Source organism: Candidatus Frackibacter sp. WG13, from assembly GCF_900114655.1.
GTDB lineage: Bacteria > Bacillota > Halanaerobiia > Halobacteroidales > Acetohalobiaceae > Frackibacter.
This window is the reverse complement of the sequence record NZ_FOTT01000005.1, coordinates 28221-43615: the sequence shown is the minus strand read 5'-3', so window position 1 is coordinate 43615 and position 15395 is coordinate 28221. Positions and strand designations below refer to the sequence as shown.

The 15395-nt window shown below is 32.3% G+C and carries 14 protein-coding genes; 4 read left to right on the top strand and 10 right to left on the bottom strand.

The window, feature by feature from the left end; translation table 11 throughout:
• Positions 1-124 precede the first annotated feature (124 nt).
• The 3 genes from BM077_RS04225 to BM077_RS04215 all read right to left on the bottom strand — a co-directional run bounded on the left by BM077_RS04225 (position 125) and on the right by BM077_RS04215 (position 3043).
• Positions 125-1471 (bottom strand): uroporphyrinogen decarboxylase family protein, encoded by a 1347-nt coding sequence (locus BM077_RS04225; RefSeq protein ID WP_089748410.1) that lies wholly within the window; start codon positions 1469-1471, stop codon positions 125-127.
• Positions 1472-1478: 7 nt separating this feature from the next.
• Positions 1479-2108: a cobalamin B12-binding domain-containing protein gene (locus BM077_RS04220; protein WP_089748411.1), complete on the bottom strand. Its 630-nt coding sequence runs from the start codon at positions 2106-2108 to the stop codon at positions 1479-1481.
• 131 nt (positions 2109-2239) lie between these two features.
• Positions 2240-3043 (bottom strand): methyltetrahydrofolate cobalamin methyltransferase, encoded by an 804-nt coding sequence (locus tag BM077_RS04215; RefSeq protein WP_089748412.1) that lies wholly within the window; start codon positions 3041-3043, stop codon positions 2240-2242.
• A 689-nt stretch (positions 3044-3732) separates the two neighbouring features.
• Here BM077_RS04215 and BM077_RS04210 point away from each other — a divergent pair.
• Both BM077_RS04210 and BM077_RS04205 read left to right on the top strand, forming a co-directional pair.
• Entirely contained in the window at positions 3733-3900 is a 168-nt protein-coding gene (locus tag BM077_RS04210; RefSeq protein WP_176941621.1) for an aspartyl-phosphate phosphatase Spo0E family protein, read from the top strand.
• A gap of 156 nt (positions 3901-4056) precedes the next feature.
• A complete protein-coding gene (locus BM077_RS04205; protein WP_089748414.1) occupies positions 4057-4482 on the top strand; it encodes a CBS domain-containing protein in 426 nt (141 codons plus the stop codon).
• Positions 4483-4882: 400 nt separating this feature from the next.
• On the opposite strand, the gene BM077_RS04200 is transcribed toward BM077_RS04205, so the two are convergent.
• Both BM077_RS04200 and BM077_RS04195 read right to left on the bottom strand, forming a co-directional pair.
• Positions 4883-5536, bottom strand: a complete 654-nt coding sequence (locus tag BM077_RS04200; RefSeq protein ID WP_089748415.1) for a glycoside hydrolase family 108 protein — start codon at positions 5534-5536, stop codon at positions 4883-4885.
• 234 nt (positions 5537-5770) lie between these two features.
• Entirely contained in the window at positions 5771-6178 is a 408-nt protein-coding gene (locus tag BM077_RS04195) for a DUF2680 domain-containing protein (protein ID WP_089748416.1), read from the bottom strand.
• A gap of 203 nt (positions 6179-6381) precedes the next feature.
• Between BM077_RS04195 and BM077_RS13685 the strand changes: the two genes are divergently transcribed.
• Together BM077_RS13685 and BM077_RS13585 are read left to right on the top strand one after the other, a co-directional pair.
• Positions 6382-6519, top strand: a complete 138-nt coding sequence (locus BM077_RS13685; RefSeq protein WP_176941622.1) for a hypothetical protein — start codon at positions 6382-6384, stop codon at positions 6517-6519.
• A 90-nt stretch (positions 6520-6609) separates the two neighbouring features.
• Positions 6610-6774, top strand: a complete 165-nt coding sequence (locus BM077_RS13585) for a histidine kinase (protein ID WP_143018609.1) — start codon at positions 6610-6612, stop codon at positions 6772-6774.
• Positions 6775-6818: 44 nt separating this feature from the next.
• On the opposite strand, the gene BM077_RS04190 is transcribed toward BM077_RS13585, so the two are convergent.
• From BM077_RS04190 to BM077_RS04170, 5 genes are all read right to left on the bottom strand, one after another.
• A complete protein-coding gene (locus tag BM077_RS04190; protein WP_089748417.1) occupies positions 6819-7253 on the bottom strand; it encodes a YkvA family protein in 435 nt (144 codons plus the stop codon).
• Positions 7254-7570: 317 nt separating this feature from the next.
• Positions 7571-11965, bottom strand: a complete 4395-nt coding sequence (locus BM077_RS04185; protein WP_089748418.1) for a coiled-coil domain-containing protein — start codon at positions 11963-11965, stop codon at positions 7571-7573.
• Positions 11952-12701 carry a DUF6063 family protein gene (locus BM077_RS04180; RefSeq protein WP_089748419.1) on the bottom strand — a complete coding sequence of 250 codons (750 nt, stop codon included), beginning with the start codon at positions 12699-12701 and terminating at the stop codon, positions 11952-11954. Before BM077_RS04180 ends, BM077_RS04185 begins: the two co-directional genes overlap by 14 nt.
• The gene (locus tag BM077_RS04175; RefSeq protein WP_089748420.1) at positions 12691-14226 is read right to left on the bottom strand and encodes a hypothetical protein; all 1536 of its coding nucleotides are present in this window, start codon (positions 14224-14226) and stop codon (positions 12691-12693) included. The genes BM077_RS04180 and BM077_RS04175 overlap by 11 nt, the downstream gene beginning before the upstream one ends.
• A 78-nt stretch (positions 14227-14304) precedes the next feature.
• Positions 14305-15363: a Wadjet anti-phage system protein JetD domain-containing protein gene (locus tag BM077_RS04170; protein ID WP_089748421.1), complete on the bottom strand. Its 1059-nt coding sequence runs from the start codon at positions 15361-15363 to the stop codon at positions 14305-14307.
• Positions 15364-15395: the final 32 nt, after the last annotated feature.

Sequence of the window (15395 nt, the reverse complement as noted above, 5' to 3'; positions counted from 1 at the left end):
TCCTTAAAAATTCACGAAACCCTATTGATCTCTAATTGAAGTTTAACTCTAATTTTAAAAATAAAAATATAAATGTATATTTAAAATGAGTCCAGCTATACAACTAGACTCATTTTAAAACTATTTAATATACTCCGTATTCTCGGCCAGCTTCAATCATTGCCTTTAAGTTTTCTGCTTCAGCATCATCAACAACGACACCAGTACTAAGAATGAAGCCACCACCATCGGCTACATCATCTATAAGATTTTTTACATAATCCTTTACTTCTTCTGAAGTTCCTGTTTTTATTAATGAAGCTGAGACATTTCCGCCAATAGCAGCCTTACCAGATAGATGTTTCTTAGCTTCAACCATATCGGTCTTATCAAACAGCCAGTAAGTTCTTCCTTCTGGTAATTCTGGATCAGCTATTAAATCTAACCGTTCATTATAAGCTCCTTCGACAAATAGAAATGGAACACATCCTTCTTCTACTAGTCCTATAATCACCTTTTTTAGAGTAGGCCAATAGAACTTCAGAAACTGTTCTCTAGACATAAAACTATCGGCGCCTTTATGAAGAGGTATAAATACCATTGGATTATTGTTAGCAGTTGCTCCTCTTACTCCTGTTTCAATCATAATCGGTACAATCTGTTCCATTGCTTCAAGTATCTTTTCAGGACGCCGGAACATATCAATCATAAGCGGTTGAGTACCTCTTAAGGTATCGCTAAGTACATCGAATGGAGCTTTAGTAACTCCTCCCATAAATCCAGGAAGTCCTTGAACCGCGCTTGCTTTACCATCAATCTCACCAACAGCTTGAATCCACTCTAATGCTTGTCTTCCAGCTTCAAGATATTTCTCAAATGATTCTTGAACATCAGGTAGGCCAATCGGGAACATACTAAAGCCTACAAAAGGTAGTTCTACTAAGTCTGTAAAAGGAGGCAGTTGAGACCAAGGTGCTAAACTTCCAAATATACGCGGCAAATAGTCTCTCATCCAAAATCCAGATGGGTCGGCAATAAGTGCATCATATTCGTCTGCCTTCATATATTCATCTTCAACACATTGATAAGAGGTATTTTCGTCTGTTCCATGACCAGGCCATCTATACAATTGGTAATCAAGTGTCTCGAATACAGCCCCAGGACCAATCATAGTCGATGTAGCTAAAAAATCAAAATCAAAATCTTTATTAAACTTCTCCCAAGCCATTGCTAATTTATCATAGTCATACATTGCTTCTTCTGCAGTAATTCCAGCGTATTCTGTTGGATAAAAACCAATATTAGGTGCAATCGGAACTCTATCAGGCTCGTTTAGTTCAATTGCATCTTTTAATCTCTGTACCGCTTGCTTATACTTTTTTTCGGTTTCTTCGTCAACGAAATCAATGTCTTCAGGATTTTTAAAGGATTCAAATCTTGCTTCAAACTTTTCATCAGGATTTAATTCGCTCCAATTATCAGTAAGACTCATGAGTTAATCACTCTCCCATCCATTTTTTTGCTATTGCAACTGCTTCCATTGCGTCATCACCAAAAGCGTCAGCTCCAGTATACTCTCTTATTTGGTCATCAATTGGCCCGCCACCAATCATAATCTTAACATCTTCTCGTAATCCTTCACTCTTAATAGCATCTATAGTATCCTTCATTTTATCAAAAACAGTTGTTAAAAAGCCACTCAAAGCAACAATATCAGGATCAACTTCTTCAATCTTATCTATAAATTCTTGTACTGAAACGTCTACACCGATATCATATACTTCAAAGCCATTAATATCTAACATAAAGGCTACAATATCTTTACCAATGTCATGAATATCTCCTTTAACAGTACCAAGGACAATAGTTCCTAGTTTTTCATCTTCCTCTTCATCCTTCAAATGAGGTTTGATAATCTCCATAACATCATTAATCATCTCCCCAGATAACATAAGCTCTGGAAGAAAGTATTCTCCTGCTTCAAAGCGATCACCAATAATCTGCATCGCTTCTTTACAATCCTCTAATATCTCCCGAGGATTTGTGCCATCCTCAATTTGGCTCTTAATTAAATCTAATGCCTCATCTTCTCTTAAATCTGCCATAAGTTCTACTAAATTTTTAGACATAATTTTAACCTCCTTTAAGTTTAAAAACAAGTTGATAATTTTCTAATCTGTTAATATTCTAACCTTATCTTTTTTATAATACTACCTAATTACCTCCTTTCTTTTAGATTCTAATCTTATTATATCAGTAACTAGATAGTTAATTTATCACTTTTAGCTGCTCTAATATAGTTACCACAATACTTATCATTGCCTAAAAGAGTATCCCCTGCTATAGCTAACGACATAATTTTCTCATCTAATGGATCTAAAATAGCACTATCTAGTCCTCTACTCATAGCTAATACCAAAAATGACTGATTTAATAGTTGACGCTTTGGTAATCCATGGGAAATATTACTTAATCCACAAGTAATATGAATCTCTTCGTACTTATTAGTAATAGTATCAATTGCATTTAAAATTTCAGGTCCCATCTTAACATCGGTTCCTATTGGTTGGATTATCGGGTCTACATAGATATCTTCCATAGCTATACCATCAGCAATTAAGTCTTCAACTAAATTAGTAGCTACATTGATTCTATCATCAGCATTCTTAGGCATTCCATTATCATCCATAGCCAGTGCTACCACAGAAACATCATATTCTTTTAATAACGGTAAGATTTGTTCATATCTTTCGCTTTCAGCAGTAATAGAATTAATTATAGCGTTCTCTTCATGTTCATATGCTTCTAAACCTCGTTTGAGTGCTTCTGGATTAGGACTATCTATACAAAGAGGCACTTCAACAACTGCTTGTACTGTTTTGACTAACCATTCTAATGCTTCTGGTTCTTCTTGAATTAAAGTACCACAGTTAACATCAATAAAGTCTGCGCCGGCATCTTCTTGCTTCTTGGCTAAATTCTGAATGAACTCTTTATCTCTTCCTTTAACTGCTGATTCTAGTCCCTCCCTACTAGTATTAATTAATTCTCCAATAATTATCATTTATTACCACCTCTTATTAATGTATTTTTTGAATATTATGAAAAAAGAAACCTTAAATTTTAATATGTATGGTTGTATAGACATAAATACTTAAAAATTGGCATGTCTGCTACATTATTTAGAAGTTTTATCTATAGTATCTATCTTATATTTAATTCTTGTATAGACATCTATACCTTATTTGATTAAATAATACCATAAAAAAGTAAAATAGTCAACTCTTTTATGGTATTATTAAAAGATTCACAAAATTCTTGAAGGTCAGGACCTATTTAAAGTCCTGACCCAAACAAAAGATTTATATTATGGAGGGCTGCAGCTGCTTTCCTCCTTCAATATAGAGTATGCAAAAGTTAACTTATTGTTACTATATTTTGCCAAATAATTATTTATTAATCTTATAAACACCTCATTCCTCACATTCACTTGACATACACTTAACATAATGTTATAATATAATTGATTTACTCATTTTCTTTTCACATTAATTATCCACTGCAAAGGCAGTCCTTAATAGGCTGCCTTTGTGAATTTAGAACTATTCTTTATTAAAAGTAGAATTATAGTGATTATTTTCTAATTATACTTGCAAATACCAAATATTTTTTATATAATTAGTGATGATTGTAAGAGTAACCATTTTTTGCAATTTTTATTATTATAATAATATCACTAAGGAGTGTATCATAATGTATAGTCTTAAAGAAGCAAAAAACAAAATTAATTTCCTAAAATTAGAATTATTACAATTAGCTAAAGAAACCAAAAATATTAATACTAAAAAGATTTTAGACAAAAGTCAAGAACTCGATGAATTAATTGTTTCATTTATGAAGAATCAAATAAATTATAGATAAAATTTAATTTATAAAGCCTCCTAATTCTAAGTAGTTCATTTAAACGTAAAATTAAGATTTCTTAAAATAATTATTGGTATAAATTAGCTTTAAATTTATGATTATAAATCAATGAAAGTACATATCCTATTTTTGAAAAGGAGGCGAATATTTATAATGCAAATTTCAGATGTAATGACTAATAATGTTTCAACAGTTGACCGAAATTCTACTGTAAAAGATGCTGCGGAAATAATGCATAATTTAAATGTTGGAGCTGTACCAGTTTGTGAAGGTAATAAGCCAGTTGGGATAGTCACTGACCGAGACATTGCTATTAGAAATACTGTTAGTGACGGTAACGCTAGTGACTCTATAGAGAATGTAATGACTGGTGAACTTGTATATGGAACACCGGCTATGACTACTACAGAAGCAGCCGAATTAATGGCAGAAAAACAGATACGAAGATTACCAATAGTCGAAAATGATACTTTAGTTGGAATAGTTTCATTAGGTGACTTAGCAGTACAATCTAAAGTTGATATGGAAGCTGGTAAAGCCTTATCTTCAATCTCAATTCCTAGTAAACCCAAAAATTAAATATTTATTATAACCAATAAAGTATTAAAACCTCCAATTAATTGGAGGTTTTAATATTCGAATTCAATATTTGAACTTAATATTAAGAGAGATACTATATACACTTCTTCTATTATTCTAATAATATCATTAGAATAATTATGACAATTATTGGAATAGATGAAAAGATTAGAACCCCCTTCAATAGTTGCATCTTTAACCCCTTTCTAACCACACTTATTATCGTCTATTCCCTGTGCAAAGCTTTTACTAAAATTATTGTGAAAAAAAGCACTTTCTTTATAGTAATTATACAAAAGTTATTAATTACCTCTTTTGGAATTATTTTTTATTATAGATAGAATTTTATAATTTATTGTTAAAGTTCTTTTATCATATTTAAATCTGTAAAATCAATTAATCATAATATAAATTCTAAAATTTTAATTATGGCTCCACTACCTAAGACAATTAGAATAGCTTTTATAAGTTTTGGATTATTAATTATTTCTTTTCCATCCGGAGTCATATCTTTATCATTAGAAGACTGATCTTTATTGACTTTTAGCCTTACTCTTCTAAGCCAACCTCTAATGAATACTTTCTGTGAATTATTACTCTGGACTATCTCTATATATTTATTTCCCTGCATGATATTCAGTAACTTTAAGAGATAATTGAAATCTTTAGCATCTAAGCTATTAACTGCACTAAGTGTCTTTGACCCTATAATCCCATCAACTACTATTTCATCTTTAATAAGTAAGTTATATGATTTTTGTAGGTTAGTATTTGCATCATCGGGACCTAAATTAACCGCCTGTTCGAAACATTCAAAAGCGACTCTTTCATCTTCTATCTCATTATACCGATATTTAGTCCAAAAATGATTATAATAGATTTCTGCTGCTTCTTCTTTCGTTAAGTCTTTCATATCTCCATCATAGCCTACTTCTCTTGCTAAACTTTCTGTAATTCCGTATTTAGTCTTCCCACCAGAATCATTCTGATGATTACTATATCCACCTTCATATTTTAGAAGTCTTTCAAAAGCATTTCTAAACTTTTGATTCATTTTATCACCTACTTGCTTTTAGAATAACTTTCTTTGTACTTAATTATGTTTGCAATCTAATTATGAACTTTGCTTATTTAATACTTGTTATATAATATTATCAGACTAATTATTTTGTTCATATCATTAATATCTTCTAAACAAAAAATAAATCCTCCGCTACATAGATTAATATCTATGATCGGAGGATTCGCTAAATTTATTATATTTTTTTACAAAGCTAAGTAATATCTATTACCATCTACCTCTTGGTCCAAATCCTCTTCCCATCATGCCAGGGCCATAACTACCCATCATTCCAGGACCGTGCATCATCGGACCGAAGCCATAACCGCCCATCATACCAGGACCATGCATCATTGGACCAAAGCCTGCTCTGCCGCATGGCATTGTGAAACCATTATAACCATATTCACCGTCATATTCTTTATAGTATTCTTTCATCAAGTCTAATCTTTCTAGCATATACTCTGCTTGTTGCTTAGTAATTAACCCTTTTTCTAATTGTTGATTAATGTAGTCTTTCTGAAATTCATAATTCTTTTGGAACCAATTATTGTTAGATTCCTCTGCTGCCATAGCCATTACTCCTAAAGACATCACCAACGCCAACACTGTTACACCAATTACTGCTTTTTTCACTTAAATCACTCTCCTTCTTATTATTGGCCCCTATGGGGCTCCTTTAACTTGTTAACTATATTGTATAATTCGAATATGAAAAAGTAATGAAAAGAATATGAAAAAGTTATGAAATTTATTCAAAAAATCAAAATTAAATAATATTAAAGTTAACTTCCAAATATAGATATAACATACTTGGTTATTTAGGAGGTAAGAATTAAATGAAGGTAAGAAAATTAGAAGAATTTCTTAAGTTTTGGTTTAAAGTACAGGATGATGAAATCGAGTTAACAAAAGTATTTGCAGAATATAGAAAAATTCGTCAAAAATACAATACTACCAAAAAGGAATTAAAATAGATATAAAGAACTATTCTATATAGTAACGAAACAATAGCAATTTTATGAGATTAAACTAGACAAGCCTATTTAGAAAGGGGAGATTTAATTATGCAAGATAAAATAGATAATAAGATAAAAAAATTAAAAACTGAAATAAAAGACTTAGAAGAACGGATGCCGGCACACTCAATTAATATAAACATGATGAATAAATTAGAAGAATTGAAGTTAGAATTAAAAGAAATACAAATGAAGAAGACTAATAATGACTAATTAAGAACTTAATCGATACTAAAAATACTTTATTATCTTCTCCATTAACTATTCTTCTGATCGACCGATAACTCAATTATATCTACATAGTCTTCTTGGTCTCTCTTCCAGGTTTGATAACGTTCTATTTCATCGGCAATCTGTTTCATCACTAACATAAAAGCAGCTGCATCATCAGTAAAACCAGCTACCGGAATCATGTCTGGAATTAGGTCTGTTGGTAAGATAAGATATGCTAAAGAAGCAATTATCATCCCTAAGGCACCATCTTCAATCTGGTATTCTTGACGCGAATGATCTTTTAACATGCTAATAAATAAACGTACCTTATCTAGAAAATCAATCTTTTCACTCTTTTCTTCAAGAAAACTTTCAACTTTTTCGAGTATTTTCGTTATGCTGTCATGTCCAGTTCCCCATTTGTTTGCTAACTTACCTATAAATTTTAGTATTTGCGTTTCAGTGAATTTTTTGTTCATTTTCTATTCCTCCTTGGTCATTGAAATAATCAAAACATTTAATAACTTTTAATTCACTATCATAAGCGTTAACTTAAACTAAATTCTGACAGATTGCAGTCTGAAAATATATCTTTATTAATAAAATACATAATTTCAGGCTGAGGCTAAAGATAAGATTGAGAAAGTTCAAATCATTAAATTACTATGGTTCCCTCAGCCTTAGCCTCAACCTTAAAAATTATATTTAGTTAACGCACATAAATTCACTATATAAATACTTAGTCATAAAATAATAATAGTCCTTTTATATTTGTCAATGAAATAAACAACTATCTCTAACCTTCTACATTTCCTAAATTATAAAATGCTGTCTCTAATCTTTCTGCTTGCATTACTTCTTTACCATAAGCATTTCTAAGTTGGAGACTATAAACAACCGGAAATTCTTTTAAAATATTTTCCTGCCTGTGAGCAGTGAAACAGATTAATTGGATCTTATTCGAACGAGCAACTTCAAAGACCGTTTCTAAAATATGCGGTGATGAAGCCTTACCAAAAGGATTATCAGCTAAAATTGCTTTCCAGACAGCACCTCGACCATCAATCTGTTGTCTAATATGGCTGATCATAATCATAAACATTGTAATATAAACGCTATATTCTTCACCACCAGACCATCTAGCAACTTCATTCCATTCAGAATAGTTTAATTGGCTCTGACGAACGATCGATTCCTTCCGCGGTTTATAAACTCGTACCCTGCAATCGCCAATTGGAGCAATAATATTGATCAAATTCCTAGTTCTTAATAACTCTTCCATCCTGCTATCTATCTCATCATCATCTTTACCTTTCTCTTTCCACTCTTTAAGGTCAGATAAGACTTGTTCTAGATAATTATAGATTGCTTCCTTAGCTTCCTCATCAGCTAAGATACGCCAGTTCATCTTAATTACTTGAATTTGACGATCATAAAGGTCAACTCTTGAGTTTTTAGGTAATTCCATAATACTATCATAAATTGTTCTTGCTCTTCGTAAACATAGATTAGTTAGATGTTCCATATCCTTTTCTCTTTCTTTCAGTTGATGTTCATAATTCTTCTGATACTCTTCTAATCCTTCTAAAATACGTAAAAATTGAGTCTCTACATAATCATAGTCGTATATTCTGCCTTGCTTCATAATCTGTTGTACTTTACGAATGAACTGTTTAACCTTCGGATTCTTAGTAGCCTTCAATTCCTGCAAATAATCTTTAAATTGATTATCTACAACTCGCTTCTGTCTTTCTCTTTTGGCTTTAGCCTTTTCTTGCTCTTCTAGCCAACGACGTAAAAATGCTTTCGGTTCTAAATCATAATTAGCCCACTCTTGCTTTGTTAAAGCTTCTCCGTCCGACCATAAATCGTGTAATTTATCCTTTAATCTATATTGTAAAGTATCTAAAGCTTCCTTGTTATCGCGCTTCCATTCTACAGCCTGGTTGATCTCCACTTTTAATTCTTCTAATCTATTGCTTAACTCTTCTAATTCACGTTTAATATTTTGGTACTCATCCTGATGATTTGCTTCGGAATAATCAAAATAAACCTCTTTTTTAAACTCCTCTTTAATATCTTCTTGATAACTCTCCAAAATACCAGCAGTAGTATCTACCTTATTATTTGCCTGATTTACATCTTTTTTTGCTAATTCAAATCTTTCCATTGCCTGTTCCCTATCTTGCTTGGCCACTTCAAGTTCTTTCTCAGTTACTTGCCGTTGATTATTTAATAACCATTCTTCGGTAATCCCAGTCTTTGCTATTTCTTTATTAGCAGTCTGTAACGCTTCATTGTATTTAGCAATTAACTTTTGTAAAGTAGATCGTTCCCCTTGCTTCTCATTTAACCTACTTTCAATACTCTCAGTTTCACCCTTTAATTCAGCATAAGTCTCCTCTATACTTTCCGCTGGTCTAACATCTTTTAATTCGTATCTTTGGTACTCCGTTTGATGTACTTCTAAAGCTTGATTAGATTCATTTAATCTCTGCCTTGCTTTACTCTTCTCTTCTCGTACTTCTTCTTTACTAGCTTCTAATCTAATTAACTGTTTTTTAATTACTGCTAGCTCTTTATCAAGCTTTTCCTTTTCTTCCTTTTTAGCTTCCCTAAGTCGATACTCCTTAATGAATTCTGTTAAACGATCAATTATTCTTTCTAATTTTCTCTCTTCTGCCAAACAGTCATCTATCTCTGTTTCTATCTTTTCTTTTTTAATTGATAGTTCTTCTTTCTCTTTCTGGGCAGTATCAAGATTACTCTTTAATGCTTCAGTCTTAGTCTCTAACGTTTCCCTTTTATCCTCTAAATTTTGAATTATTTCTAAAGTATAATGACGATAGAATTCTTCTACTCTTGCTTTAAGATTAATTAAGATCTCTTCTCGCTCTCTATAATTTTGAAGCTTCTCTTTTATCCTTTGTATCTTCCCTTCTAAATCAGCCTTAAATTCATTAAAAGATTCTTGAGAAGTAAATACTTTACTAGACTCCGGTTGATAAATTAATAGCTGTTTAGGTTGGAGAGTTAGAAATTGCTCTTGCTTATAATCTGGAGTTAAAGTATCAGAATTCTTTACCAAAAATAGTAAAGGAATATCTTGAGAAAGATTGTCTTTATAACGCAAAGTATTTTTAACCGCATTCAATTGCGTTTCCTCCACCAAGATCGAATAAGGCAATAATGGTTGGTTCCGTAAATACGCTTCCTTTTCATCGGTGGATAAATCCTGACTGGTCAACCACTCACTTCCTAATATGGTAAAGATATTTCTCTCCTCTAATATATCTTTAATTTTTAATAATTCATGGTGCGGTAAATAATAATCTTTATCGGCAAAAAGAGCCCACTTTTCCTCTAAGTTGGCCAGTTCTGCCTGAAGGTTAACTCTGTCTTTTCGAGCTGTAGTTAACAGATCTTTAACTTTTATTAATACATCCTCTTTCTGCACTAATAAGTCATCTGTATACTTCCCTTCCTTCATCAATAACCCTTGAACTTCTTCCTTGGCCTTAGCAAATTGATTAAACTTTTCTTCAATATTATCTAATCTTCCTTTAATAGCACTCCGTTCACTATGTAACTTAACGATCTCCTCTTCTAAGTCTTTCTGTTGCTGCTGAATCTCCTTTAGAGTAGTCTGTTTATCTGCTCTACTCTGTTGATAGTAATTAATTCGTTCATGCTTCTCGTCTAAAGTCTTTTCCGGATCATAAAGCTCCCATTCCGTTAAATATTCTTTTAGACGCTCTCGTCTCTCTTCATATGCATCAAACCAAGCTACTATTTTAGCTCTTTCATCTCGCAAATTATTTTGTTCCATCCGCAATTCTTTCAACTTAGCAGTAAAATTCTTAATTTCACCTTTGATATCCTTAATCTTTTCCTCGTGTTCTGACTTTCTCTTCTTTAAGCGGTCATTCTGCTGTTGCCAAGCTAAAGCTAATCTACGTTTTACCCCCTTTAATTCTTCCTTTAACTCCGGGGCTGCTTTATCTAACATCTCTAGTTCATATTGATATCGTTGCTTATCCTGCCTATTACGTTGGACCTTTTTAAATTGGTATAAAGCTTTAGCTTCTCTTTCCTTCTGTTGCATCTGTTCTAAACTTTCTTTCTGTTCTGCTAATTCATCTTCAGCTTTCTCCTTCTCTTTTAGAGCATCTTGATATTCTAATTTCTTTAAGAAAGCCTTATAGCTCTTTTCCTTCCACTGTAAATTACGTTCTTCATCTTTAAACTTCTCTTTACTTTCATCTAACTCTGTAAGCTTTTTATTGGCTTCTTCAATATGCTTATCAAATGTCTTAGCTAAATTAACTAAATCTAAAGTTCTTGCTTCCAAATCTTTAGTAAAGGTCCCTAAATTTCTAACTTTAACTATAACTTCCTCAGCCTGATTACTGATTACCTTGAAGTCTTTGATATTAGCTTCAATCTTAGGAATATCTAACAACATACTTCGATGTTCAGAAAAGGCATTAACAAGTTGCTCTTTCTGCTTTTTATTTTGAAACAACATATTTTCCACACTAGGAATCAATAGATTATCGACTAACTGTTCCGCTGTCTTACTCTTAGCAAAGAATTGATCTACGCCACCTTCCGAAGCATTAGTATCACGAATATTCTCCCATTCCTCAGGTAAGATTCTATAACGACCTAAAGAACTTTGATAATCCTTAATCCGTTCAAAAAGTTGGATTCGTTTATCTTCATTATTTCTAAGCCAATCTTTGAATGCTTGATAACTAATTGGACGTTCACGTTCAAACATATCTCCTTGTTTAATTAAAGGTAGGTCTTCAATAGTAAAATCAGCACCTTCATTATAATCAAAAAGATAGTTATAATAACGAAGTCGTTGGTCTTTATAACCTTCGGTAAAAGTAAAGCCGGTACATAGATAGTGTTCCTCATCCCCCTCTTGGTCTAATAACCACTCAACAACAACATGTCCAGTATAATTGTTAGACTCTAATAGATCAGCAATTCGCCGTTTACCCATCTTCGCATTAGGTAAGATCGTCTGTAATGCAAGCTGGATTAATAAGGACTTCCCACCGCCATTGGCTAATAAAAAGATACTATTTAAACCATCTAAATTAAGTATAACATCCGGCATCTGTTTCTTATCATGATCATATTTAATATTAGTTACCCGAATTCGATTAATACGCGGCATCTTCATCCTCCTCTATCAATGCATCTTTTTCTATTATCTGTAATAATTGGTCCTTTCTTGTGCTATTAAAGTAATACTTCACTATTAAGTGTTCTAGTTTCGGCAAAAGTCTAATCTCTTGGTCTTCAAAAACTTGAATTAAGCCTTCATCTTCTAGAAAGCTTAATACCCGTAGCATAAAGCTGATTCTATTCTTCTTGCCTCTTCTTAAATTCTTAAGTTCATCATCAAAAGGCGGTAGATCCAACCAAACCTCTGCTACAGCGCTTAAGTTTAACTGCAACTCTTCTTCACGTCGTTCTAAGGCTTCTTCATCAGTATCATCAATCTTTTCAATCTGCTTGGTAACCATCTCTTCTAAGTCCCGCAGTAACAAGAATTGTCTAGTAGCTAGCGATTGATCTTCACTATTATAAAACTCAGCTAATAGATTCAAAATGATAAAATAAGCCAAATATAACTCACTATTAGTCCTTAACTTCATCTTATCTCTAAGTTGGGCATTACTATAACCTAAGAACCAGTTATCAATCCCAGGAGTTAAATAGATTACACCTCCTAAAGAGAAGATCATAACCTCCGCCTCTTCATTAATAACCTCTTCAATAATATGACGCACTTCATTCTTCTGATAAGCATAATGGTATTCCCGTTTATCTTCGGGAATAGAACCATTCTTTAGTAGGTACATGAATATCTTAAAAGCCCAACGTACATCCTCAGCTCTATACTCCATCAGGATTCCTCCTTTTAATGATAAAATCAGATAGTACATAACCAGGCTCAAGCTTAATTACATCCTCCGTAGCTATTAGCTCAAACCCTTCTAAAATAGCAATTGCTTCATTCTTAGCAACAATCTCAGTCACAACCCAGAAAAGATTATCTAAAACAAACCCCTGCATCTCCTCTCTAGTCAATAAGGGAATAACACCTAATTGATGTAGTTGAATAATAAATGGATAAAAATCGACTTCCTTTACTAATTTTAGGTAACGGTCATGATCTTCTTCCTTTAAATTATTAATTATCTGACTTAATCTAACCTCTTCCTTCTCAGCTAAAGGCTTAAGTAACAATAATAGGTACTTTTTAAGTCGTTCCTCTTTAGCCCGCCGCTTCTCTTCTTCTTCGGCTTCCTTTTGCCGCTGCTCATCTTCCTCTAGTTGCCACAACTCCTCTTCAGTCACTTCTTTTTTTCTGTTAAGCACTTGTTTAGTAAAGATTCGTTGGGGATTAAACTCCGAAGTAGTATGAGGTGAAAATAATGGGTCTAGAATCTGCTTTAATTTATTTATTTCTAAATCATTCCTGACTGCTGGCTCTAAAAATTCTGTTTCAAAATTAACTTGAGTATTGAAAGCATTTAAAATCATCGCTTCGATAGAATCATTCATTAGCTTTTCAATCCGTAACTTATCAGTAAATAGTGATTCGTGTAACGAGATCACATCTATTAATTTATGTTTCAATTCCATAACCTTATCTATCGCTTCATTACTTATATGTTCAGAATAATGTTTCTCTATAGTGTCATCAATTAAATCCTTTAACTCATAAAACATCTCTCTTTCTCGTTCTAATTGTTCATTTATTCGTTTCATCTGCTCTTGGTACTCTTCTTCCCGAGTCACTTGCAAAACATCACGAATAATCCGTTCTTTTAACTGCTTTAATTGCTCCTTTTCATTCTTAACCGCTAAAGCTAACTCCTTTACTGAATAGAGAGCTCCATCAAAGACACCTTTTTGGATCTGTTGCCGTAAATATAATTGTGAAATAGAGACTTGCAGCTCATTATACATCTCTTTTGTTTTAAAAAGAAGTTCTAAGCCAATAGGTGATAACTTTAACTTTACCACCTTACTATCTATATCATAATCCTGTAACTTTACTAAATGAAACTTATAATCTTCATTCTCACCATTTTCAAAATCAAAATAACTGAATTGATGTGAACTTCCTTGATTCATCAACGACTCCCGTACTAAATAATGAGTTAAATCCAATGCTTCCGCATACTCTAATTCATCATCATAATACTCAGCAATCACATCTCGTAAAAAATAAGCAATCTTACGATAAGTACAATCCTTCTCTCCTCTTAACATGCTCTCTAAGATATAGAGCATACTTATAATTCCTAATTCCATTAAGGGATAATCGTACTTTCGCTTCTGCTCTAATTCGAATAACGGTTTAAAGACAGCAATATTATGCATTCTTTCAGAAAAACCTTCGATAACTTCGTTTAAGTACATAGTGTATTCACCTCACATTACAATTTCAGCAACGTTACCCATTCAGATATAATCTTTAGCTTATATTTAATATTTTAATTAGTCACTAATATTCTTCAATAAAGAATAATTTAATCCTTCCTGGGGTAAATATATATTAGATTCAACTAATTCTAAAATTTTATCCTGAATTTTTGGTGAAAAGAAGGAGATGAATTTTTGAACTGCTCGTTGATTAATCTTTTGTTTCTTTTTTAGTTTCGGTATCTGTTCTTGATACTCCGCTAATAAAGTATTATAAAAGAAGGTAAATGGTATGAACTCTTCTTCAAATTTCTCTTGTAATCCATACCAGATAGAGATCCCAGCTGGATCTAAATCTCCAAAATAATAAAGATTATTCTCTCCTTTTTGATACTCTTTTAATTCATAAAAGAACGGAAAGCTATGTTGAATCTTTTTTCCTTCTCCATATATAATTAGATCAAATCGAACACCTTTCCAACTAAAATTCCCTTCTTGCAATAATTTCTTAAAAGAAAAGAAGGTATCTTTATTCTCTATAATTAGCAAATTTCTTTTATCTAAACCTCTAGTGTTTTGATAGTAAAAGAAAGGCTCATAGGTAGGATAAGAATTTAAAATCTCAAGAGACAGACCAATCCGACGCATAAATTCTTTCCCTACCTGGGAAGCAAGGAATTTTTCATCTTGAAAGATTTGGAAGGAACGTTCATTAACGGTCATAGGTACTAATTCTAAACTACTATTTTCTTTTAAAAACTCATCTAACTGAGATAGATATTTCTTATCGCGCTTATATTCTTGTGGGTTATTCAAATAGTAAGTGGTATTAAGACTCGGATGATATTGAGTCAGTAATTTCTTCTTTATATCAGGTCCTAATTTTTCTTTTAATGAAAGAATTTGATAACCATTATAGAGCGGTGGTGCCATACCATTCTTCTTCCAGGCTTTTATAGGACGAATCAGTTCTTTGGATACTAAAATTTTAATACTCTTAACAAACTCTTGATAACCACCCTGTTTCCTATATCTGTGTGGTCCCAAACTCTTAATTATGTAATCTTCTATAGCCCTAGTCTTGATTCGTTTTTTATTACGATTTTTTAAGTATTTTAAGATAAGTTCCCGCATTATTATCACCTTTTTATTTCGTGTTTTTCTGT